At 64.9% G+C, this 20,229-nt stretch carries 22 protein-coding genes; 8 read left to right on the forward strand and 14 right to left on the reverse strand.

Annotation, left to right across the window (positions count from 1 at the left end; genetic code table 11):
• Positions 1–49 precede the first annotated feature (49 nt).
• Genes AYJ57_RS19815 through AYJ57_RS19825 form a run of 3 tightly spaced genes read left to right on the forward strand, consistent with a single transcriptional unit; the run spans position 50 to position 2,318 of the window.
• Positions 50–1,192 (forward strand): acyl-CoA dehydrogenase family protein, encoded by a 1,143-nt coding sequence (locus AYJ57_RS19815; protein WP_083191377.1) that lies wholly within the window; start codon positions 50–52, stop codon positions 1,190–1,192.
• Complete coding sequence (locus AYJ57_RS19820) at positions 1,189–1,632, forward strand: MaoC family dehydratase (RefSeq protein WP_066110112.1); 444 nt, start codon at positions 1,189–1,191, stop codon at positions 1,630–1,632. Before AYJ57_RS19815 ends, AYJ57_RS19820 begins: the two co-directional genes overlap by 4 nt.
• Positions 1,633–1,646: 14 nt before the next feature.
• Positions 1,647–2,318 (forward strand): GntR family transcriptional regulator, encoded by a 672-nt coding sequence (locus AYJ57_RS19825; RefSeq protein ID WP_066110114.1) that lies wholly within the window; start codon positions 1,647–1,649, stop codon positions 2,316–2,318.
• 60 nt (positions 2,319–2,378) lie between these two features.
• On the opposite strand, the gene AYJ57_RS19830 is transcribed toward AYJ57_RS19825, so the two are convergent.
• From AYJ57_RS19830 to AYJ57_RS19850, 5 genes are all read right to left on the reverse strand, one after another.
• Complete coding sequence (locus AYJ57_RS19830; protein WP_066110116.1) at positions 2,379–2,972, reverse strand: outer membrane protein; 594 nt, start codon at positions 2,970–2,972, stop codon at positions 2,379–2,381.
• A 267-nt stretch (positions 2,973–3,239) separates the two neighbouring features.
• Positions 3,240–4,649: a dihydropyrimidinase gene (gene hydA / locus AYJ57_RS19835; RefSeq protein WP_066110118.1), complete on the reverse strand. Its 1,410-nt coding sequence runs from the start codon at positions 4,647–4,649 to the stop codon at positions 3,240–3,242.
• Between the two features lie 76 nt (positions 4,650–4,725).
• Positions 4,726–5,688 carry a TRAP transporter substrate-binding protein gene (locus AYJ57_RS19840; protein WP_066110120.1) on the reverse strand — a complete coding sequence of 321 codons (963 nt, stop codon included), beginning with the start codon at positions 5,686–5,688 and terminating at the stop codon, positions 4,726–4,728.
• A 56-nt stretch (positions 5,689–5,744) separates the two neighbouring features.
• Complete coding sequence (locus AYJ57_RS19845; RefSeq protein ID WP_066110122.1) at positions 5,745–7,022, reverse strand: TRAP transporter large permease; 1,278 nt, start codon at positions 7,020–7,022, stop codon at positions 5,745–5,747.
• Positions 7,019–7,612, reverse strand: a complete 594-nt coding sequence (locus tag AYJ57_RS19850; RefSeq protein ID WP_083191378.1) for a TRAP transporter small permease — start codon at positions 7,610–7,612, stop codon at positions 7,019–7,021. Before AYJ57_RS19850 ends, AYJ57_RS19845 begins: the two co-directional genes overlap by 4 nt.
• Positions 7,613–7,878: 266 nt before the next feature.
• Between AYJ57_RS19850 and AYJ57_RS19855 the strand changes: the two genes are divergently transcribed.
• Positions 7,879–8,616 carry an HpcH/HpaI aldolase family protein gene (locus AYJ57_RS19855; RefSeq protein ID WP_083191411.1) on the forward strand — a complete coding sequence of 246 codons (738 nt, stop codon included), beginning with the start codon at positions 7,879–7,881 and terminating at the stop codon, positions 8,614–8,616.
• Between the two features lie 20 nt (positions 8,617–8,636).
• Here AYJ57_RS19855 and AYJ57_RS19860 read toward each other — a convergent pair whose 3' ends face one another.
• The 8 genes from AYJ57_RS19860 to AYJ57_RS19895 all read right to left on the reverse strand — a co-directional run bounded on the left by AYJ57_RS19860 (position 8,637) and on the right by AYJ57_RS19895 (position 15,120).
• Positions 8,637–9,566 carry a LysR family transcriptional regulator gene (locus AYJ57_RS19860; RefSeq protein WP_237220236.1) on the reverse strand — a complete coding sequence of 310 codons (930 nt, stop codon included), beginning with the start codon at positions 9,564–9,566 and terminating at the stop codon, positions 8,637–8,639.
• Positions 9,567–9,663: 97 nt separating this feature from the next.
• Positions 9,664–9,951 carry a DUF4286 family protein gene (locus tag AYJ57_RS19865; protein ID WP_066110124.1) on the reverse strand — a complete coding sequence of 96 codons (288 nt, stop codon included), beginning with the start codon at positions 9,949–9,951 and terminating at the stop codon, positions 9,664–9,666.
• Entirely contained in the window at positions 9,948–10,871 is a 924-nt protein-coding gene (locus tag AYJ57_RS19870; protein WP_066110126.1) for a dihydrodipicolinate synthase family protein, read from the reverse strand. The genes AYJ57_RS19865 and AYJ57_RS19870 overlap by 4 nt, the downstream gene beginning before the upstream one ends.
• Positions 10,871–11,800, reverse strand: coding sequence for a dihydrodipicolinate synthase family protein (locus AYJ57_RS19875; protein ID WP_066110128.1), 930 nt, complete (start codon positions 11,798–11,800; stop codon positions 10,871–10,873). The genes AYJ57_RS19870 and AYJ57_RS19875 overlap by 1 nt, the downstream gene beginning before the upstream one ends.
• Positions 11,797–12,231: a MaoC family dehydratase gene (locus AYJ57_RS19880; protein ID WP_066110130.1), complete on the reverse strand. Its 435-nt coding sequence runs from the start codon at positions 12,229–12,231 to the stop codon at positions 11,797–11,799. The genes AYJ57_RS19875 and AYJ57_RS19880 overlap by 4 nt, the downstream gene beginning before the upstream one ends.
• Before the next feature lie 2 nt (positions 12,232–12,233).
• The gene (locus AYJ57_RS19885; protein ID WP_066110133.1) at positions 12,234–12,632 is read right to left on the reverse strand and encodes a MaoC family dehydratase; all 399 of its coding nucleotides are present in this window, start codon (positions 12,630–12,632) and stop codon (positions 12,234–12,236) included.
• An 80-nt stretch (positions 12,633–12,712) separates the two neighbouring features.
• A complete protein-coding gene (locus AYJ57_RS19890) occupies positions 12,713–13,873 on the reverse strand; it encodes an acyl-CoA dehydrogenase family protein (protein ID WP_066110135.1) in 1,161 nt (386 codons plus the stop codon).
• Between the two features lie 44 nt (positions 13,874–13,917).
• Positions 13,918–15,120, reverse strand: coding sequence for a CaiB/BaiF CoA transferase family protein (locus tag AYJ57_RS19895; RefSeq protein WP_066110137.1), 1,203 nt, complete (start codon positions 15,118–15,120; stop codon positions 13,918–13,920).
• Positions 15,121–16,155: 1,035 nt separating this feature from the next.
• Here AYJ57_RS19895 and AYJ57_RS19900 point away from each other — a divergent pair.
• The 4 genes from AYJ57_RS19900 to AYJ57_RS19915 all read left to right on the forward strand — a co-directional run bounded on the left by AYJ57_RS19900 (position 16,156) and on the right by AYJ57_RS19915 (position 19,228).
• On the forward strand, positions 16,156–16,881 hold the full coding sequence (locus tag AYJ57_RS19900; protein ID WP_066110139.1) for a competence/damage-inducible protein A: 726 nt from the start codon (positions 16,156–16,158) through the stop codon (positions 16,879–16,881).
• Positions 16,882–16,970: 89 nt separating this feature from the next.
• Positions 16,971–17,696, forward strand: coding sequence for a GNAT family N-acetyltransferase (locus AYJ57_RS19905; protein ID WP_066110142.1), 726 nt, complete (start codon positions 16,971–16,973; stop codon positions 17,694–17,696).
• 4 nt (positions 17,697–17,700) lie between these two features.
• Positions 17,701–18,270 (forward strand): peroxidase-related enzyme, encoded by a 570-nt coding sequence (locus AYJ57_RS19910; RefSeq protein ID WP_066110144.1) that lies wholly within the window; start codon positions 17,701–17,703, stop codon positions 18,268–18,270.
• Complete coding sequence (locus AYJ57_RS19915; protein WP_066110146.1) at positions 18,242–19,228, forward strand: OmpA family protein; 987 nt, start codon at positions 18,242–18,244, stop codon at positions 19,226–19,228. Before AYJ57_RS19910 ends, AYJ57_RS19915 begins: the two co-directional genes overlap by 29 nt.
• A gap of 27 nt (positions 19,229–19,255) precedes the next feature.
• Here the strand turns inward: AYJ57_RS19915 and AYJ57_RS19920 are convergent, their stop codons facing one another.
• On the reverse strand, positions 19,256–20,161 hold the full coding sequence (locus AYJ57_RS19920; protein WP_066110148.1) for a LysR family transcriptional regulator: 906 nt from the start codon (positions 20,159–20,161) through the stop codon (positions 19,256–19,258).
• Positions 20,162–20,229 lie beyond the last annotated feature (68 nt).

The following is a 20,229-nucleotide window of genomic DNA, read 5'->3' on the forward strand; positions in this document are numbered from 1 at the left end:
GTGTAGCTGATGATCAGATCAAATCTCAAATTCACGAACGGAGATCACATTGGATCAGTTCTATACTGAAGAGCAGCGCATGGTGCGCGAGACCGCGCGCCGCCTCTCGGATGACGTGGTCGCCCCCGCCGCTGCCGCCATCGACCGCGACGACGAATTTCCCCGCCCGATCTACGAAGCGCTGGCCGAGCAAGGGCTTTTCGGCGTCGCCCTGCGCGAAGAAGCGGGCGGCGTCGGGCTTGATGCCATGGCCGCCTGCATCGTCATGGAAGAGATCGCGCGCGGCGCGGGTGCGGTCGGCAATGCCTTCGCGATCCCGGTCGAAGCGGCGCTGTTTCTCGACCACCACGGCTCGGAGCAGCACAAGGCGCTGATTCCCGGCATCCTCGAGGGCAAGGTGATTCCGGCCACCGCGGTGACCGAACCCGACCACGGCTCGGATGTGGCGGCGATGAAGACCACCGCTCGACGCGACGGTGATGAATATGTCATCAAAGGCACCAAGGCGTGGGTCACTTTCGGGCAGGTCGCCGATGTGATCATGGTCTTTGCCAAGACCGATCCCGACGCCGGGCATCGGGGCATTTCGTGCATTCTGGTGGAAACCGACCGCCCCGGCGTGATCCGCGGCAAATCCGAGGAACTGCTCGGGATGCACGGGCTCGCCGAATGCATGGTCAGTTTCGACGACGTGCGCGTGCCGGTCACAAATCTGATCGGGCCGGAGCATGGCGCCTTCAAGATGGCGATGGAGAACTTTAATTTCTCGCGCCTGATGATGTCGTCCATGGCGCTTGGCATGGCGCAGGCGGCGATGGAGGATGCCATCGCCTACGCCGGTGACCGCAAGCAGTTCGGCAAGCCGATCTTCGAGCATCAGGCGGTGCAGTTCATGATCGCCGACATGGCCAAGGACATCGCCGCCGCCCGACTGCTAATCCACAATGCCGCGAAACTCTATGACGCGGGCAAGCCGATTGCGCTGGAAGCGGCGCAGGCCAAGCTCTTCACCACCGACATGGCGCAGGTGCACATCTCGAACGCGCTGCAGATCCACGGCGGCAACGGCTACTCGCGCGAGTTCCGGGTCGAGCGCCTGTTCCGCGACGTGCGGCTCAGCCAGATCTATGAGGGCACCAACCAGATCCAGCGCATGATCATCGCGCGGCAAGTGCAGAAGGCTTACGCATGAACCTCTTCTACGAAGACGTTGAGATCGGCCGGACCTATACCACCGGCACGCATGAGATCACCGTGGCGGATATCGCCGATTTCTGCCGCCTGACGCGCGACCACCACCCGCTGCACACCGACGAGGCCTATGCCAGAGAAGCTGGCTTCCCCGGCATCATCGCGCATGGGCTCTATGGTCTTGCGCTGATGGAAGGGCTGAAGACCGAGCTCAAGCTTTATGAGGAGACATCCATCGCCTCGCTTGGCTGGAACGACGTACGCTTCAAGCATCCCATCGTGGCCGGCGACACGGTCTACGTGGAGATGGATTTCACCGCCAAACGCGAGAGCGGCTCGCGCCCTGCCGGAATTATCACCGAAGCGGTGCGGCTGATGCGCGATGACGGCACGTTGCTGATCGATGCCGAGCATATCAGCTTGATCCGCAAGAGGCCCTGACAGAAGGTCACGCCATGCCCAACGAAGCGCTTGCCCTCGACACCGCACAGAACTCCGTGGATCAGGCCACCCGCCTGATCCGCGAGGATATTCTTTCGGGGCGCATCGCTCCTGGCGAACGGCTGAAGACCGCGGAACTGGCCAAGCGGCTGGGGTTCTCGACCATGCCGCTGCGCGAGGCGCTGCGCAAGCTCGAGGGCGAAGGGCTGGTCGAGATCGAGCCCAATCGCGGCGCCACCGTGCGCCAGCTTGACCGCGCCTATATCACCGATCTTTTCGAGCTGAATACCGAGCTGCGGATCTTCGCCGTGCGGCGCGGCATGATGGCCCTCACCTTGGAGCGGATCCGCGAGCTTGAGGCGCTGGCCGCCGAATATCGCGCGCATCTCGAGGCTGGTGAGGACATAGAGGCGATCGACACCAACCGCCGCTTCAACGCTCGGTTGGTGGAGTTTGGCGGCAATCGCGAGGCGCTGCGGGTCTTCCTGCGCGGTTGGGACACGATCTTTGCCTTTCGCCGCGGCTATGGCTACGGCACCGGGCGGCGACGGGTCATGGCCGAAGAGATGCAACTGCTGATCGACGCACTGCGCAGACAGGATGCCACCACCGCCGAAGCGATCCTGCGGATGCAGAACGCGGCGATGATGGAAGACCTCGTCTCGCGGATCGCCCCCGAAGGCTGACCGCTTTCACCTCTTGATGCAGGGAATTGGCCCGGGCGGTGTCGCCCGGGCTCTTGCGCATCAGTAGCGGTAGTTCAGCGAGATATTCAGCTGTGTCGTGTCGAGCTTGAGGTCCGTTTTGTCGAAGTCTTCAAACTCGCTGTAGACGATCTCTGCGCCGATGGTCCACGTGTCCGACAGGAAGGTCTCGGACCCGAAACCGACGAAATACCCGTCGGAATCCCCCACCTTCAGGTCTCCGCCGTCGTGATAGGCACGGGCATAGCCCCCGGTGCCATAGATCATCGTATTGCCAGCATCATAGCCTGCACGGGCGCCGACGCGCAGAATGCCGGTCAGCTCTCCGGCCTCACCAAATTCGGCGCCGATCCAGTCATACTGGACACCGCCGCCAACCACCCACGACCCCAGATCGTAATCGTAGTAGGCCTTGAGCCCGTAATCGCCGGTTTCCTCGTAATCGTCGTCGGCATTGCTTGTGTCAAACGCACCATAGCCAAGCTGAATGCCGACAGAGCCGCCGGTCCAATCGCGGGTCATGGGCACCGGCACGGGAACGGCAACGGGGGTGTAGACGGGCGCGGGCTCGAGGCTGCCTGCAAATGCGGGAGCGGCAGCCAGTGCGGCCAGCAGCGCGGTGCTTGCGAATTTCATGATCTCTGCTCCAATTTCAAATTATTCGAAAAGTCTTTGAGGCCCCGCCGGGGGGGGCATGAGAGCAGAGTAAGCCCGGCGCGAGATTCACCCTATACGTGTTTCAAAAGGAAACCGTCAGCCCGTGTCGCAAGAGGCACGCTTTCTCGCCCTCTTGCCATGATCACAGGCGGCATTCAGCCTATGGGTGTACTCTTTGAGCGGCATTCAGCCGTGCCAGACCTACAGGCACGAAGAAGGGGGCGATCCACGCCAACCCCTACCCCGTCATGCACCGAAGGCTTGGCTTGTGCCGCGCTCGAGGTAGACGCCCGCGTCGCGCGCGCCGGTCACCTCGCCCTCTTCAAAGATCGTCTTGCCGCGCAGGATGGTGCGCACCGGCCAGCCCGTCACTTCGAGCCCTTCGAAGGGCGTGTAGTCGCAGTCATGGTGCATCAGCGACTGCGAGATGGTCACTTCGCGCGCCGGATCCCACAGGGTGATGTCGGCGTCCGCACCCACCGCGATGGTGCCCTTGAGCGGGTAAAGACCAAAGAGCTTGGCAGGGTTTGTCGCGGTCAGCGCCACGAAACGCTCGATCGGGATGCGGCCCTTCGAAACCCCCTCGGAGAAGAGGATCGGCAGCCGCGTCTCGATGCCGGGAATGCCGTTGGGCACCCAGCGGAACGAGGTGCGCGCGCCCTCTACGTCCTTGCCCTTGTCATCCTCGAAGCGGAACGGGCAATGATCGGACGAGAAGATATCGAAGGTGCCGTCGCGCAGCCCTTCCCAGATCGCCTTTTGGCTGTCGGTGTCGCGGGGCGGCGGCGAGCAGACGTATTTCGCCCCCTCGAAATCCATGTTGAGCCCTTTGAGGTCGTCAGCGGTGAGCGTGATGTACTGCGGGCAGGTCTCGGCCCAGATGTTCATGCCGCGCCGCTTGGCCCATTGGATCTGCTCCATCGGATCGCGGCCAGAGACGTGGACGATGGTGATCGGCACATCGGTCAGTTCGGCGTGGCTGATCGCGCGATGGGTGGCCTCGCGCTCGACCGACTGCGGACGGCTTTCGGCGTGGTAATAGGGCGCGGTCTTGCCTGCCTCCTCCAGCCGCTTGGCCATGTAGCGGATCGCGTCGTAGCCCTCGGCATGGACCATGACCATGGCCTTCTCGCGCCGCGCCACATCAAAGACATCCAGCAGCTGCGCGTCGTTCAGCACCATGTCGTCGTAGGTCATGAAGACCTTGAACGAGGTATAGCCCGCCTTGACCAGCGCCGGCAGTTCCTGCCCCAGCACCTGCGGCGTCGGATCGGTGATGATCAAATGGAACGAGGTGTCGACGTAGCATTTGCCCTCGGCAGCCTCGTGATAGGCCTGCACCGCCTCGCGCAGTGACTGGCCCTTCTGCTGCAGGGCAAAGGGCATGACGGTGGTGTTGCCCCCCGCCGCCGCCGAGCGCGTCCCGCTCTCAAAGCCGTCAGCCATGACCACGCCGCCACCCTGATGCTGCTCGAGATGCACATGCGCGTCGATCCCGCCCGGAAGCGCCAGAAGCCCCGCGGCGTCGATCTCTTCGCGCGCGGGGCCGACGTCTTCGGCGATGGTGACGATGCGCCCGTCCCTTATGCCGATCTCCGCTTTGATGCGGTCGGCGGCAGTGACGATCTCGGCGTTGCGGATGGCGGTATCGAGCATGCTTCGGTCTTTCCTCAAATTCGGATCGGGCCCGCGGCGGATAGGGAGGGAGACGCCGCGGGCCCGAGGGGCCTGCTTACTTGGTCAGCGCTTCGAACAGCGCCTTCTGACCTTCGGTGGTAAGCTGGCTTTCGTAAAGCGGCTGCGACGCTTCGATGAAGGGCGCGGTGTCCGGCTTGGTGATGGTCACCCCGTGCTCTTTGAAGCTGTCGAGCAGCGGCTGCTCTTGGTCGACGACATACTGGCGCTGCCACGTGGCGGCTTCCGAACCGGCGTCCATCAGCGCGGTCTGGATGTTCTCGGGAAGCGCGTCGAAAGCGTCTTTCTTCATGGTGACCGGCGCGGTCATGTTGAGCCAGCCGACCAGCGCAAAATCGGGTGCGACTTCATAGAACTTCATGCCATCATAGCCGGTGGAGGCCCCTTCGGCCCCATCAACCACACCCGACTGCAGCGCGCCGTAAAGCTCCGAATAGGACATCGGCGTGGGGTTGGCGCCGTAGGCGCGGAAGGCCTCGACGTGCACCGGGTTCTGCATGGTGCGGATCTTCATGCCAGCGAGGTCATCCATGCTCTCAATCGGCTTGGAGGTCATCAGGTGGCGGATGCCCGAAGAGAAGACGGCGAGCAGCTGGAAGCCCGAGCCGTTGGCCGAGGTTTCCATCATGTCCCAGTTCGCATCGACCTTCTCGCCAAGCGCGGGGATCGAGGGGAAGAGGAACGGCAGATCGAAAACCTTATAGTCCTCGACGTAGTTCGACAGCATGGCGTTCGAGGTCATGCCCATGTCGAGCGAGCCGAGCATGACGCCCTCGACGGTCTGCTGCTCGTCGCCAAGCTGGCCACCGGCATAGATCTCCAGCGTGGCGGCGCCGTCGGTCTTTTCTTCCAGCAGTTCCTTCATCTTCTGCAGGCCCATGTCCTGCACCTCGCCCGCGGCGTTGGTGTGGGCGACCTTGAAGGTGTAATCGGCGGCAAAGGCAGGCGCCGCGGCGAATGCGGCCAGTGCCGCGATTGTGGTGAGAACCTTGTTGGACATTGCTGTTTTCTCTTTCTTTTTTGGTCGGTGAGTGGTGGTAGGGCAGCGCCCCTCGGTCACAGCAGGACCGAGGGAAGCCAGAGGGAGACGGCGGGCACGAAAGTGACCAGCAGCAGCGCCATGAGCATGCAGCCAAGCGGCAGCCAGACCTTGCGCGAGACCTGCTCGATGCGCCGTCCCGCAACGGTGGAGGCGACGTAAAGGCAGATGCCATAGGGCGGCGTGATCAGCCCGATCGAGAGGTTCAGCGCGGTAATCACCCCGAACTGCACCGGGTTGATGCCGTAGCTTTGCGCCATGGGGAGCAGGATCGGCAGCAGGATCAGCACCGCCGAAATGCTCTCCATGAACATGCCGACAACGAGCAGCAGCAGGTTCACGATCAGCAGAAAGACGATTGGGTTGTCGGTCACCCCGGTCAGCCAGTCCTTGAGCATCGCCGGGAAGCCCTGCGTCGCGATGATCCACGTAAAGACCGAAGCGGTGGAGATGATGATCAGCACCGTCGCCGAAAGACTGATCGCCTTGAGGAAGATGCGCGGCAGATCGCGCGGCTTCAGCTCGCGGTAGATGAACATGGTGACGATCAGCGTGGTGAAGAGCGCCACGCAGGCCGCCTCGGTGGCGGTAAAGATGCCGCCGACGATGCCGCCGATGATCACGATGGGCACCAGCAGGCCGGGGGCCGCGTCGATGAACCCGGCGCGCAGGCGCTTGAAGGTGAACGCTTCCTGATCGCGGTAGGCATCTCCGCCGCGCTTGGCGTAAAGCCAGCAACCGACCATCAGCCCGATCATCACCAGCAGGCCCGGCACGATGCCGCCAAGGAACATGGCCCCGATCGACTGGTTGGCCGTGATGGCGATGACGATCATCACGATGGACGGCGGGATGATCGAGGCGAGCGAGCCCGAGGCCGCGATCACCGCCGAGGCAAGGTCGATGTCATAGCGCCGCTTGCGCATCTCCGGCGTCATCACCGCGCTGATCGCAGCGGTGTCCGCCGAGCCAGAGCCCGAGATCGCCGCGAGGCCGGTGCCGGTCACGATCGACACCATGTAGAGCGAGCCGGTGATCCATCCCACCAGCGCACTGGCGAGGTTGACGAAGCGCCGCGCGATGCCGCCCGCCTCCATCAGCAGCCCCGAGGCCACGAAGAAGGGGATCGCCATGAGGGTGAATGAACTGATGCCGCCGTAGACCCGCTGCGCCACGATCGAGATCGGCGCGGTGGTGGTCAGCTCGATCGCCAGCAGGGCCGCGATGCCGAGCGCCAGAACGATGGGCGTGCCCGAGATGAGAAGTACGAGGAAGCCGCCGCCTGCCCAGATCATGCCGCCGCCTCCGCGTCCTGCGCCTGTTCGGCGGTCTGATCAGCACGGCCCGGGTGCAGCACCTTGGGCAGCGAGGTCACGGCAAATTCGATCAGGAAGTAGCCAAAGCCCACCGGCAGCGCCATGTAGGGGATCGCCATGGGAATGCGCAGCGCCGGGGATTTCACCACAAAGCCGATGGCCAGCATCGACAGCGAGCCCACGACAACCACGCCAAGGAACCACAGCCCCAGCAGCAGGCTCGCGCCATTGCACAGGCGCTGCACCGGCAGCGGCGCCTTGCGGATCAGCACGTCGACCCCGACGTGTTGGTTGTAGCGCATGGCGATCCCGGCCCCGAGCAGCGTCAGCCAGACCTGCGCGAAGGTCGCGGTCTCCTCGCTCCAGGCGATCGAGTAGTTGAAGAAGTAGCGGCCGATGATCTGTGCGGCGATGGCGCAGGCCATATAGGCCAGCAGCAGCAGCGCCACCCCATCGACCAACCGGCGCAGCAGGGTCAGGCAAAATTGCAGAAATCTGATCAGGTTCGGGGTCGGCGCGCTTTGCTGCGCGCCTGCCGTTCCGCCGTTGCTGGTCGTCCGATCGTGCATGGACGCACCTCCTTTTGTCTCGGTGGTGCCGCGGGTATCCAAGGGCGGACCCAGCGTCACCGTCGCCGGTTTTCATAGGAGGTTACCGCCAAGCGGACGGCACGGAAGCTATCGGACTATAAATATCGTGATAGGAAGTATTTAACGCGCCGCTTTTTCTAATATTCCGCAGAAATTCGATCTAGCCTCCAGATGACACAAAAATGCGCAGATCAAAAATCGGTCTAAATATGAGTTTCAGATCAAATATGATGCAGGATGAAAACATGGCAACCCCGAAGTTCGGCCTCGCCTTCTGTCTTCTGGGCCGCGCCGAGGCGGTTCTTCTGGCCCGCGGCGCGGGATTCGATTTTGCGGTGATCGACATGGAGCACGGCCCGCTTGGCATGAGCGAGCTTGGGCAGGCCGCGGCGGCGGGCATCGCGGCGGGTCTGCCAGTGTTCGGGCGCGTCACCGGCCCCGGCTCGCCGGATATCGCGCGGGTGCTGGACTGCGGCGCAAGCGGCGTGATCGTGCCGCATGTGGACAGCGCCTCGGACGCCTGCCGCATCGCCGAGGCCTGCCGATTTGCACCGCGTGGCACGCGCGCCCTGCCCGGCCCCCTGCCCGCGCTGGACTATCGTGTGGTGCCCGCGGCGGAGCTGACCGAGAAGGCCGAAAAAGGGATCAAAGTCATCGCAATGATCGAAAGCGCTGCAGCGCTGGCTGCGGTCGAAGACATCGCCGCCGTGCCCGGCATCGACATGCTGATGATCGGCAGCAACGATCTGGCCGACGGCATCGGGCGGCGCGGTCAGCTGGATCACCCGGATGTGGCCGCAGCCTTCGCAAGGATCGCAGCGGCAGCAACGGGCAACGGTTGCGCTTTTGGTGTGATGGGGCTGCCGCAGGCACTGCTGAAGAGCCACGCGCTGGAGTTGGGGGCGAGCCATATCGTCGCCACCAATGAGACCAATCTGATTGCAGAAGGAGGCGCCGCGCTGCTACGCCAGATGCGCGGCTAAGGTCGGAGGCCCAGCCCGGCTCAGACCTGAGCCGGGCGCTGGCTTTCCGCCCTGACCTCGGCAAGCCGCAGCGCCACACGCTCGCGGAACGCCTTGATGAAGCGCTGGGTCTGGCGCGAGGGGGTCTTGGTCTTCAGCATGGCCGCCGAAAGACCAAAGCTCAGCTCAGCGGCATAGGGGCGGACCACCAGACCGGGCCGCATGGCGCTATAGGCCGACAGCTCGTCGATCAGCGCCACGCCCCAGCCCTCGCGGACAACACGGGCGGCGGCGTTCATGAAGCGGGTCTCGATCGTCGGACGATAGTCGAGCCCCTGCGCGCGGAAACTGTCGGCCAGCATGAGCCCGATGCGGTTGGCCACCTGCGGGCCGACCATCGGGCGCTCGGCCAGATCTTTGGGGCTCACCGCGTCGAGCTTCGCCAGCGGATCGCTTTCGTCGCAGAGCACCACTGCGCGCAACTCGTCGACCTTTTCGTAAGTCAGCGCCTGCCGCTCGTAGGGCGAGAGCATGAAGGCCACGTCGGCCACCCCGTTCTCGACCACCTGCAGCACGCTATCGAGCAACCGGGTCTCGAGCGAGACCTGAATGCGCGGGTAGTCACGGGCATAATCGGCGATCACCCGCGGCAGCACGCCTTCGCTCAGTTCGGCGGTAGAGGCGATGCGGATGCGCCCGATCCGCCCCATCCGCAGATCCGCCGCGCGCTGGTTCACCGCGTCGCGTAGCAAAAACAGCGGCTCGGACTCCTCAAGCAGGATCAGCGCCTCTTCGGTGGGCGAAAGGCGGTTGCTGACCCGCTCAAAGAGCGGAAAGCCCAGCACGGTTTCGATGTGCCGGATGGTGTTCGAGATAGAGGGCTGGGACATGCCGAGGCGCTCCGCGGCGCCGACGGTGGTACGATATTGCACCACGGCGCGGAGAATTTCGAGCTGACGAAGGTTCAGCATGTCGCCGATGGGATACCCCTGTCCTTGCTTTGCCTTTGCCGGTTTCCCTTGTGCTGGCTTTGCCAGTCCCGGCTTTCCCAGTCCCATTCGGGCCGCCTCAGCTTTGCGTCAGACGGATGCGGTGAAAGTTGCGCACCTTGTCGGTGAACGGCCCGAAGCCTTTGATAGCATTGAATTCAGGCGTTTCATAGGCCTCGGGTCCGGTGATCGTGTAGATCGCCACATGGCGCGGCCCGCCCTCGATGCATTTCTCACGGCGCGCGTCCAGCCAGCCGGGACAGGCAAGAATGTCGGGCAGATGGGTCTTTTCGTACCACTCGTCAAAGGCGGCCTCATCCTCGGGGTCGATGTCGACAAAGACGATATGGGTTTGCAGTTGGGTCACAGGATCAGCTCCAGACAGGGACGAAGGGCGGTCATCAGCGCGGCAAGCTCCGTAGGCTCGATGCGCGGCGTGGGGGCACGGCAGGCCGGGCTGTCGATGCGTCCCAGTTCGGCAAGGCAAGCCTTGAGGCGCGCGGCGGCCAGATGGCCGGGCGCGGCATAAACCAGCTTGGCCAGCCCAAAGAGCGCCTCGTGGATCATCCGCGCCTCGTCGATCTCGCCCGCGCGGACATGGGCGTCGAGCCCGGTGATCAGTTCCGGCACCAGCGCCGCGAGGCTGACCGCCGAGCCATCGCTGCCCAGCATGAAACAGGGAAAGAGATGCTCGTCGCCCGAGGCCATGACGGCCACATCGGCGCGCATCTCGCGGGCGATGCGGCGGGTCACCTCATAGGCTTTGGTCTCCCAGCTGCCTTCCTTGATGCCCACCACGCTGTCGATCTCGAGCAGCTGGCGCAGCACGTCCGGCGTGTAGGCCAGCTTGAACGAGCCCACCGAGCCCTGAAACAGGTAGACCGGCGCGCCAGTCGCCTCGGCGATGCCGCGGTGATGCGCGACGATGGCGCGCGGATCGGCCCCCAGCGCCCAAGAGAACGGCGCGAAGACCATGATCGCATCGGCCCCGGCGCGCAGCGCGGCCTGCGCATCGGCGGCGGCGGTGGCGGTGGTCTCGGCGCTGACCGCGGCGAGGATGCGGCGCTTGCCCGCCACCTCGCGCGCGATGCGCACCACCTCGGCCTGCTCGGCGCGGGTCATGTGGATGCCCTCGCCCGCATGGCCGTTGAGCAGCAGACCCGCCTGCCCCGGATCGGACAGCACGGTCTGGAAGTGCCGCTCGAGGCTGGCGCGGTCGAGCGCGCCCTCCTCGGTCATCGGGCAGATCGTCGCCGCGTAGAGACCGCCATGCGCCGCCGCACTCATCACAGCACCTCGGCGGCGATCAGCGCCTTGCGCACGCCCTCGCGCACGGCCTCGGACTGCGGCAGCAGCGGCAGACGCGGCGCGGCGTTCTTGATCACGCCGAGCATCTGCAGCCCGTCCTTCATGCGGGTGTGCATGTCGATCACCGGCGCGGGGCCGTAGATCGCCCGCACCACCGGATAGAGCCGGTCGTTGGCAGCGCGCATCTTGGCCAGATCCATCTCTTCCGACGCCTGCCACAGATCGGCCAGCAAGCCGGGCACGAGGCTGGCGAGGCCCGAGAGGATACCGTCCCCCCCCAGAGCGACCTGCGCAAAGAACCAGTGGAAGTTCGACGGCAGGATCGCCGTGTCGGGGCCTGCGGCCTTCACCGCGCGGCGGTTCTCGTCATAGGCCAGCAGCGTCGCCGAGCCTTCCTTGATCGCGATGACCTCGGGGATCTGCGCGATCTCGGCCAGCACCGGGGTCGCGAGGCCAAAGCCCGAGCCGATGGGGAACTGGAAGTGCGACAAAGGCATCTGGATCTCGCGCGCCAGAAGCTCATACATCTTCACCGCCGCCGACGTGTTGGCATTGCCGCCGCCAAGCGCCTCGGGCGGGAAGATCACCGCCACATCGGCACCCGCCTCGCGCAGCATCTCGGCCTGACGCAGCGCGTCGGGGATGCCGGTCGGCACGATGCCCGCAAGCAGCGGCTGGTCCTTGTGGATCTGGTCACGGGTGCGCTTGATCACCTCGACCTTCTCGGCGTCGGTGAGCGCGGTGGCCTCGCCCGCGTGGCCGTTGACGAAGACGCAATCGGTGGTCTCGGACTTGGCGCAATGGTCGAGCACGGCGGAATAGCCGTCCCAGTCGATCGCGCCCGCCTCGTCGAAGGGCAGCACGGTGGCAACGGTGATGCCGCGAAGATCCTTACCGGTCAGGGTCATGCGATTACTCTCTTTCTCGGAAATTTCAGCGTGGCGTCGACTTTCAGTACCTCGACGCCCTCTTCGTTTTTCGCGCTGGCCTGCCAGTCGACGGTGCGGTTCTCTTCGTCCTTGCCGGAGATCCAGATGTCGAAGGTGATCGTGTCGCCGTAGCGCACCGCGCCGGTGAACCAAAAGCTGTCGCGGATCGACACGCCCACGGTGCCCACCAGCTCGGCGGTCAACACTGAGGTGCAGATGCCCGCCACCAGAATGCCCGGCGCCAGCCGTTCGCCGAAGCGGGTGGTCGAGGCATAGCCCTCGTCCACATGCACCGGGCCGAAATCGCCGGTGGCGGCGATATACATGGCGCCATCGGCCTCGGTGACGGTCTTGGAGACGGTGACGCGGTCGCCCACCTCCAGCTCGTCGATATTGCGGATGTCATACATGCTCAGGCCTCCAGCGGCACCATGCGCGCGCTGCCGGTGATCACCTCGTCACCCTCGACCAGAACCGACAGGCTGCAGGCGATGGCCTCGGGCGAGGCCTCGGTCACGGTGGCGGTGGCGGCAAGCGAGCTGCCCACCGGGAACGCGCGGGAGAAGGAGACCGAGAAGTCGCCGATGCGCCATGCCGGGCCTGCAAGGCGGCCAAGCGCAGTGGTCAGCAGGCCGGAGGCGGCCAGCTCAAAGACCGACATATCGGCAAGGCCCGCGCTCTTCGCATGGGCCCGGTCGACGTGGGTCTTGGTCATATTGCCGGTGATGCCGGTGAAAAAGCCCTGCTCGGCCACGGTCATCGTCTTGCGGAAGGTGATGGCGGCCCCGGTTTCGGGAAGATCCTGTGTCATCGCTGTCTCGTCTGTTGCGCCGAGCCGGGGGCCAGCCCCCGGACCCCCGGCGTATTTGGGGAACAATGAAGGCGGGCGACTCAGAGCGTCAGGCCGCGCTTGATCACCGAGCGGGCGATCAGCATGCGGTGCACTTCGGAGGTGCCGTCGTAGATGCGGGTGACGCGGGCATCGCGGTAGATGCGCTCGAGCGGCAGCTCCTTGGTGAAGCCGTAGCCGCCAAAGACCTGAATGCCGCGGTCGGCGACGCGGCCGAGCATTTCCGAAGCCTGCACCTTGACCATCGACACTTTGTCGCGCGGGTCGAGGCCCTGATCGACTTCCCATGCGGTGTTGAGCACCATCATACGGGTGGCGAAAATCTCCATGGCGCTGTCGGCGATCATCTGCTGCACCATCTGGAAATCGCCGATCGGCTGGCCGAACTGCTGGCGGGTGGCGGCATGCTCGCGCATCATCTCGAGCACACGGCTGGCCATGCCCACCGCACGCGCGCCGATGTGGCCGAGGCGGATGCCGCCGACATTGGCCATCATCACCTTGAAGCCGTTGCCGACCTCGCCCAGCACATTGCCCTTGGGGATGCGCACATCGTCGAAGTTCAGCTCGGCGTGGCCGTAGCCGCGGTGGCCCATCATCTTCTGGTTCCGCGCCACGGTGAAGCCGGGGGTGCCTTTGTCGACGATCAGCAGGCTGATGCCGCCGCGGGCGCGTTTCTCGGCGTCGGTGACCGCCATGACGATCACGTAATCGGCGATATCGCCGTCAGAGATGAAGTGCTTGGTGCCGTTCAGCACCCATTCATCGCCGTCGAGATAGGCGTTGGTCTTGATCGCCGCCGCGTCCGAGCCGGCGCCCGGCTCGGTGATCGCCATGGCGCAGATCTTCTCGCCCTTTACCGTGGGATAGAGGTATTTGTCGCGCAGATCACCCTCGAAGGCTTCGAGCATCGGGTAGACCTGCCCGAAGATGCGCCGGATCAGCGCGTCGGAGGTCTGGCCGAGCTGCTCTTCGACAAGGCACATGTCCATCACGCCAAGGCCCGCGCCGCCGACCTCTTCGGACATGTTCATCGCGTAAAGGCCCAGCTCCTGCGCCTCGGCCTTTACCGCCGCCAGCTTCTCGGGCGGGATCTGCGCGGCCTCTTCCGTCTCCTGCTCGAGCGGCTGCACCTTTTCGCGCACGAAACGGCCCACCGCGTCGGTGATCATCTTCATCTCGTCGGAGATCGTGAAATCCATCTGTCTTGTCCTGCTGGGTATCTTGCTTGGGAGGGTGGCGCGGCTCAGCTGCGCATCTTGTCGGTTTCGACCACGGCGCCCGAAGCGATCAGCGCCTCGATCTCGTCTTCGGAGAGACCTGCCTCGGCCAGCACCTCGCGGGTTTGCCCGCCAAGCGCCGGGGGCGCGCGGCGCACGGGCGGGGTCTCGCCGTCGTAGCGCACCGGATGCGAGAGCATGACCATGGGCGTGCCCTTGCCGCTTTCGACCTCGGTGAAGGCCTTGAGGTGCTGCACCTGCGGGTTGCTCTTGAGCCCGTCGTAATCCTGAACGACCTCGTGCCAGACCCCGGCCTCGGTCAGCTTGGCAACCGCCTCTTCGGTGCTCAGCGCCGCCATGCCTTCGGTCACCATGCGGGAGATCTCGCCGCGCTTGGAAAAGCCTTCATCGGCGGAGAGCTCTGCCAGTTGCGGCAGGCCGAGCGCGCCCGAAAGCTGCGGCGGCGTCGACATGGAGATCATCACGTGGCCATCTTTGGTGGCGTAGATGCCGTAGGGCGCGGGGCTGAACCATGTGGCCATACCGTCCGAGCCGCGCGGCCCGGCGCGATCCGCGCCGTTCATCCATGCGGTGATCGACTCGCCCTGCAGATCCATCGCGGCCTGCAGCATGTTCACCTCGACGCGGCGGGCGGTGCCGGTGCGCTCGCGCTCGAAGAGCGCCGCAACGATGCCTGCGACCGTCAGCGCGGCGGCATGGTGGTCAATCGGCACCGAGCCGACAGCGACAGGGCCGCTTTCCATGCTGCCGGTGTGCGCGGCGAGCCCGGCCATGGCCTGCAGCAGCACGTCCTGCCCCGGGCGCTTGGCATAGGGGCCGTCGGCGCCGTAGCCGGTGGTGGTGGCGTAGATGATGCGCGGGTTCACCTTGCGCATCTCGGCCTCCGACAGGCCCAGCTTGTCGAGCGTACCGGGGCGGAAGTTCTCCATCACCACGTCGGCGGTCTCGATCAGCCGCTTCACCGCCGCGATGCCCTCGGGCGACTTGAGGTCCACGGCGATGGACCGCTTGTTGCGGCCGGTAGTGATATGGTTGACCGACGTGTCGTCGACAAAGCGGTTGGCCACCGCCCAATTGCGCTGGAAGGCGCCATTCAGCGGCTCGACAGTGATCACATCGGCACCGATGTCGCCAAGGTGCTGCGCGGCCGCCGGGCCGGACAGGAAGTGGTTGAAGCTCAGTACTCGGATGCCATCAAGCGCGCCCATGTCGGTCCCTCTGGTTGTTTCGAGAGAGACCCTAGGTCAGATGCGGAGGCCTGAGAATATATCTGACTATGATAACTCAGCCGCCGAAAATTCGAAAAACGAATAGACGTGGGAAAGGCGAGTGATGCGCGCGACTTGGCCTTACCAAAATTGGCATTGCCAGAAACAGCAAAGGCCCATGGCGAGAGATATCTCGCTGGGTGTTTCAGGCCGTGTGCCGCTGCTCGGAAGGGTAAGGGGAACAGCGGCGATCCCAGGGAGGAGGAGAGGGATCGCCGCCAATTTCCGGAGCTCAGGGAGGAGGAGAGAGCCCCAGGAAACCCGATGACGCATCGCTGCGTCGTGTCTTGAAGTTAGCCAATGCTGCAGCGCCGCACAATGGTCAGCTTTGCAGACCTGTCTTGCCGTGGCGTCATAGCAACAGGCGCGCCGTGGCTCTGCTCAAAAGGTGAGCATTGGGAGGGGCTTGGCGGCTGTCGGAGATACGAAATGCTTCAGCTTGAAAGCGCGACCCGAAACATTTGCTCATTGATTGAGCAAATGCGCCGAGCGCGCCATGGAATGACCTGAGCAATACAAAAATTGCTATGCGCTGGTTCCGCGCTGATGAACGATGCTTATCTGAAGGGGTATCCGGCCGCCCCAAACCCTCCCGAAGGGGCGACCGGATCGTTGCAGATGGCTACTCCTCCCAAAGCGCCATCATGCTGGTCGATCTGCTGAGCGCCTTGCGCCAGTGGGTCGACCGGAATGTCGTGTCGTGAACACAACACATGAAGAATTGGTGACTGTCCAGTGATTTCTCACCGGCAGACGTTGCGTCACAGCCTGCATTTTAGGCATGCGGCTGCCTGTGACAGCAAGCTGCGCACGCATAGCGCGAGCAAACCTCGCCTCCAGCAGCCCTGTTTATAGTCACGACAGCCGGCATTCCCTTTGACTGCAGGGGTTTGAAAGCTACGCGCCGGGGCCTATACCAAGGGCAAGCCGCGCTCAGCGCGCCCTACCCCCAAAGCCCTGCGAGGAGCCCGGACCATGCCCAATCCCACCGCCGCCATGCTGGTCATCGGAGATGAAATCCTCGCCGGTCGCACGCGCGATTCGAACATGCACTATCTGGCGCAGGAACTGACGAAGCACGGCATCGACCTGCGCGAGGCGCGGATGGTGGCGGACGATCATGATGCCATCGTCGCAGCGGTGACCACGCTCAAAGACGGCCATGATCACCTCTTCACCTCGGGCGGGATCGGCCCGACCCATGACGACATCACCGCCGACGCGGTGGCGGGTGCCTTTGGCGCGTCGATCGGCGTGCGTCAGGACGCTTATGATCTGTTGGCCGCGCATTACGAGCGGTCGGGACGCGAGTTCAACGAGGCGCGCCAGCGTATGGCACGCATCCCCGAGGGCGCGACGCTGATCGACAACCCGGTCTCCATCGCGCCCGGCTTCACCCTTGGCAATGTGCATGTGATGGCCGGTGTGCCGTCGGTGTTCGAGGCGATGGTGGCCTCGGTGCTGCCGAAGCTGACCGGCGGCGCGCCGCTGCTGTCGCAATCCCTGCGGATCGAACGCGGCGAAGGCGAGATCGCCGGACCGCTGGCGCAGCTCGCGGCGGATTTCCCTGACCTGTCGATCGGATCCTACCCATTCCAGAAAGATGGGATCTACGGCGCGAACATCGTCATCCGTGGCTCTGAAGGCGCGCGCGTCGATGCGGCAATGACGCGCCTCGCCGCGCTCTTTCCCGCAAGCTGACCGGGCCGATTGCCCTCGCCCGCCACAGCCGCCATAGATGATGGCAAGGATGTAACCCGTACCGGCCGCGCCGCCGGCAGAGTGCCAAGATGACGCCAGACCTGCCAAGCCTCTACGCCACGATCGACACCACTTGGCCCGCCGCCTCAAAGGTGGCCGCGGGTCCGTGGCTGCTGCGACAGGGCGCGGGCGGCGGCAAGCGGGTGTCGTGCATCACCGCCGAGGATGGCTGGAGCCCCGACGATTTGCAGGCCGCCGAACAGGCGCAGCGGATGATGCAGCAGCAGCCGCTCTTCATGATCCGCGCCGGAGAGACGGCGCTGGACGTGGCGCTCGACTCGCGCGGCTATGAACTGATCGACGAGGTCAACCTCTGGGCCTGCCCGATTGCCCGGCTGACGCAGACGCCGCCGCACCGGATGAGCGCCTTCTCGCTCTGGGAGCCGCTGGCGGTGATGCGCGAGATCTGGGCCAAGGGCGGCATCGGCCCGGCGCGCGTGGGGGTGATGGAGCGCGCCGAATGCCCCAAAACGGCGCTCTTCGGGCGCGTCTCCGACAAGCCTGCCGGGGCGGGCTATTGCGGCATCCACGACGGCATCGCCATGGTGCACGCGCTGGAGGTTCTGGGCGCGCACCGTGGCAAGGGTGTGGGCAAGGCCATGATGCGCCGCGCCGCGATCTGGGCCGAGGACCGGGGCGCGAAATGGATGTCGGTGGTCTGCCTGCGCGACAACGATGCGGCCAATGGCCTCTATGCTTCCCTCGGGATGGTGCTTGTGGGACAGTACCACTACCGCATCAAACCCGGGACCTGAGCGCATGACCAAGGACAGACCCACCGCCCTCGATCTGCCGATGGTCGACCCGCTTCCAGAGCGCACCCAGAAGTATTTCGACGTCTGCGAGGACAAGCTCGGGATGGTGCCCAATGTCCTGAAAGCGCATGCTTTCGACATCGCCAAGCTCGACGCCTTCACCGGGCTCTACAACGAGTTGATGCTGGCGGACTCGGGTCTGTCCAAGCTGGAACGCGAGATGATTGCCGTGGTGGTCTCGTCGATCAACCGCTGCTTCTACTGCCTGACCGCCCATGGCGCCGCCGTGCGCGACTTGTCGGGGGATCCGCAACTTGGCGAGATGCTGGTGATGAACTGGCGCGTCGCCGACCTGCCGCACCGCCAGCGCGCCATGCTGAGCTTTGCCGAGAAGATGACCAAGGCCAGCGCCGAGATCGCCGAATATGACCGCGAAGCCCTGCGCGACGCGGGGTTCTCTGAGCGCGACATCTGGGACATTGCCAATGTGGCGGGCTTTTTCAACATGACCAACCGGGTGGCCAGCGCCACCGATATGCGGCCGAATGACGACTACCACACGCAGGCGCGCTAAACGCCTCCTCCCTGCCCTCGCGCTGTCGCTTCTCTTTGCAGCGCCAGTTGCGGCGCTCGACCTTTCGCTGCCCGCGACCGCCCGGCTGGCGGAAGAGCGCATCACCGATCCCGGCAGCTACGCCGTGCCGATCGCGCCCTGGACCGAGATGGAGGGGCTGCCCACCGCCGCCGTTGAGGGCCGCGTGCAGCGGCAGGCGTGGCGGCTCGACGCCTCGGGGCTGACGGTCTTGCAGATCATCGACCCGCTGCGCGCGCAGTTCGTCGATGCCGGCTGGGACATCTTGCTCGACTGCGAAGCGCGCAGCTGCGGCGGCTTTGACTTCCGCTTCGCCACCGAGGTGATGCGCGCGCCGGCGATGTATGTCGACCTCACCGCCTACCGTTTCCTTGCGGCGCGCGGACCCGGCGGAGAGGTCCTCACCGTTCTTGCCAGCCGCAGCCCCGCGGCGGGTTTCCTGCAGGTGATCCGCGTCACGCCAAATACGCCCACAACTGTCGCGCCTGCAGTGCCCGGAGCCGCCGAGGCTGAAAGCAGCGAAGACGCCAACGCCGAGCCCGTGGTTGCCAGCGCCGAGCGCGACCTGATCGATACGCTGGAAGAGAACGGCCATGCCATCCTGCGCGATCTCGCCTTCGCTTCCGGGGCAGATGAGCTTGGAGAGGGACCGATTGACTCGCTCGACCGGCTGGCCAGCTTCCTGCGCGAGGATCCCGCGCGGCGCGTGCTTTTCGTGGGGCACACCGATGCGACAGGCTCGGCCGAGGCCAATGTGGCGATCTCGCGCAAGCGAGCCAACGCCGCGCGCAGCTATCTGCGGCAGCGCCACGATATCCCGGCAGCACAGATGGAGGCCGATGGCGCGGGCTATCTCGCGCCTGTGGCAAGCAATCTTGTCGAGCAAGGCCGCGAAGAGAACCGCCGTGTCGAGGTCGTGCTGCTGCCAGCGGTGGAGTGACCGCCGACCGAGCTTAGCTTTGATGCCTCAGGGGACCAGATCGCCAACGCGGCCCGAGATCGGAGCGCCCTGCTCGCGCAGCACCGTGTCGAGATAGGCCTCGAACTGCATCGCAAGCTCGCGCGCCGGGCCGCCCACTTCGGTGCGAGAGACGACCACGCGCCGCTCGGTGTCGTAGTCGGGCAGCACGCGGGTCAGGCGCCCTACCCCCAGATCCCGCGCCACCACGAAATCCGGCAGGCAAGCGATGCCCAGACCGGCAAGGCAGGCTTCGAGCACGGTGCGGGTGTCGGAAAGCTCGATCCGCCGTTCGGTGGTCACCGGCGTGTCCGCGCCGCGCCGATCGGTCAGCGTCCAGATCACGCTCTCTTGCTCCGAAGGCAGATGCAGCAACCGATGCGAGGCCAGATCGCTGGCGCTGTTGGGGCGGCCCTGCGTCGCGAGATAGAGCGAGGAGGCCACCACCACATGGGTGCTCACCGCCAGCGGGCGCCCGTCCATCACATCGCCTGCCTCGGTCGAGATGGACATATCGCAGCCCTCGGTCCCGGCGGGTTCGAACACCACCGACCCATCGGGATGCGACGCCAGAAAGCGACCGAGCCGCGGCAGGATCATATGCTCGACCAGTTCCGCCGGCGCGGCGATCCGCAGCGCGGCCTCCTGCGGCTCTGCCAGCGCGCGCGCACAGGTGTCGGCCCAGTCGGCCTCGGCCAGCAGCTGCCGGGTCCAGCGGTAGTAGTGATTGCCTTCGGTGGTCGGGCGGACCTGCCGGGTGGTGCGTTCAAAGAGCTTCAGACCAAGCCGTCGTTCCAGCGCAGCAACATTCTTTGAGACCGCCGCTTTCGACATTCCGAGTGCTTCTGCCGCAGCGGTGAACCCGCCGTGATCCATCACATGTGTGAACGCACGCAACTCGGCAAACTTGTCCATTCCGACTCTCCAAAGACCTTACTGGGTAGTGCCCCGCCGCGGCTTATGTAGTCCAGAAGACAGTTTTT

Source organism: Salipiger sp. CCB-MM3 (assembly GCF_001687105.1).
Lineage (GTDB): Bacteria > Pseudomonadota > Alphaproteobacteria > Rhodobacterales > Rhodobacteraceae > Salipiger.

Excerpts from the sequence above, each read along its gene's own strand:
- AYJ57_RS19820 (WP_066110112.1), top strand. The coding sequence starts at position 1,189 with ATGAACCTCTTCTACGAAGACGTTGAGATCGGCCGGACCTATACCACC.
- AYJ57_RS19825 (WP_066110114.1), top strand. The coding sequence starts at position 1,647 with ATGCCCAACGAAGCGCTTGCCCTCGACACCGCACAGAACTCCGTGGAT.
- AYJ57_RS19830 (WP_066110116.1), bottom strand. The coding sequence starts at position 2,972 with ATGAAATTCGCAAGCACCGCGCTGCTGGCCGCACTGGCTGCCGCTCCC.
- hydA (WP_066110118.1), bottom strand. The coding sequence starts at position 4,649 with ATGCTCGATACCGCCATCCGCAACGCCGAGATCGTCACTGCCGCCGAC.
- AYJ57_RS19840 (WP_066110120.1), bottom strand. The coding sequence starts at position 5,688 with ATGTCCAACAAGGTTCTCACCACAATCGCGGCACTGGCCGCATTCGCC.
- AYJ57_RS19845 (WP_066110122.1), bottom strand. The coding sequence starts at position 7,022 with ATGATCTGGGCAGGCGGCGGCTTCCTCGTACTTCTCATCTCGGGCACG.
- AYJ57_RS19850 (WP_083191378.1), bottom strand. The coding sequence starts at position 7,612 with ATGCACGATCGGACGACCAGCAACGGCGGAACGGCAGGCGCGCAGCAA.
- AYJ57_RS19855 (WP_083191411.1), top strand. The coding sequence starts at position 7,879 with ATGGCAACCCCGAAGTTCGGCCTCGCCTTCTGTCTTCTGGGCCGCGCC.
- AYJ57_RS19860 (WP_237220236.1), bottom strand. The coding sequence starts at position 9,566 with ATGCTGAACCTTCGTCAGCTCGAAATTCTCCGCGCCGTGGTGCAATAT.
- AYJ57_RS19870 (WP_066110126.1), bottom strand. The coding sequence starts at position 10,871 with ATGAGTGCGGCGGCGCATGGCGGTCTCTACGCGGCGACGATCTGCCCG.
- AYJ57_RS19875 (WP_066110128.1), bottom strand. The coding sequence starts at position 11,800 with ATGACCCTGACCGGTAAGGATCTTCGCGGCATCACCGTTGCCACCGTG.
- AYJ57_RS19880 (WP_066110130.1), bottom strand. The coding sequence starts at position 12,231 with ATGTATGACATCCGCAATATCGACGAGCTGGAGGTGGGCGACCGCGTC.
- AYJ57_RS19885 (WP_066110133.1), bottom strand. The coding sequence starts at position 12,632 with ATGACACAGGATCTTCCCGAAACCGGGGCCGCCATCACCTTCCGCAAG.
- AYJ57_RS19890 (WP_066110135.1), bottom strand. The coding sequence starts at position 13,873 with ATGGATTTCACGATCTCCGACGAGATGAAGATGATCACCGACGCGGTG.
- AYJ57_RS19895 (WP_066110137.1), bottom strand. The coding sequence starts at position 15,120 with ATGGGCGCGCTTGATGGCATCCGAGTACTGAGCTTCAACCACTTCCTG.
- AYJ57_RS19900 (WP_066110139.1), top strand. The coding sequence starts at position 16,156 with ATGCCCAATCCCACCGCCGCCATGCTGGTCATCGGAGATGAAATCCTC.
- AYJ57_RS19905 (WP_066110142.1), top strand. The coding sequence starts at position 16,971 with ATGACGCCAGACCTGCCAAGCCTCTACGCCACGATCGACACCACTTGG.
- AYJ57_RS19910 (WP_066110144.1), top strand. The coding sequence starts at position 17,701 with ATGACCAAGGACAGACCCACCGCCCTCGATCTGCCGATGGTCGACCCG.
- AYJ57_RS19915 (WP_066110146.1), top strand. The coding sequence starts at position 18,242 with ATGACGACTACCACACGCAGGCGCGCTAAACGCCTCCTCCCTGCCCTC.
- AYJ57_RS19920 (WP_066110148.1), bottom strand. The coding sequence starts at position 20,161 with ATGGACAAGTTTGCCGAGTTGCGTGCGTTCACACATGTGATGGATCAC.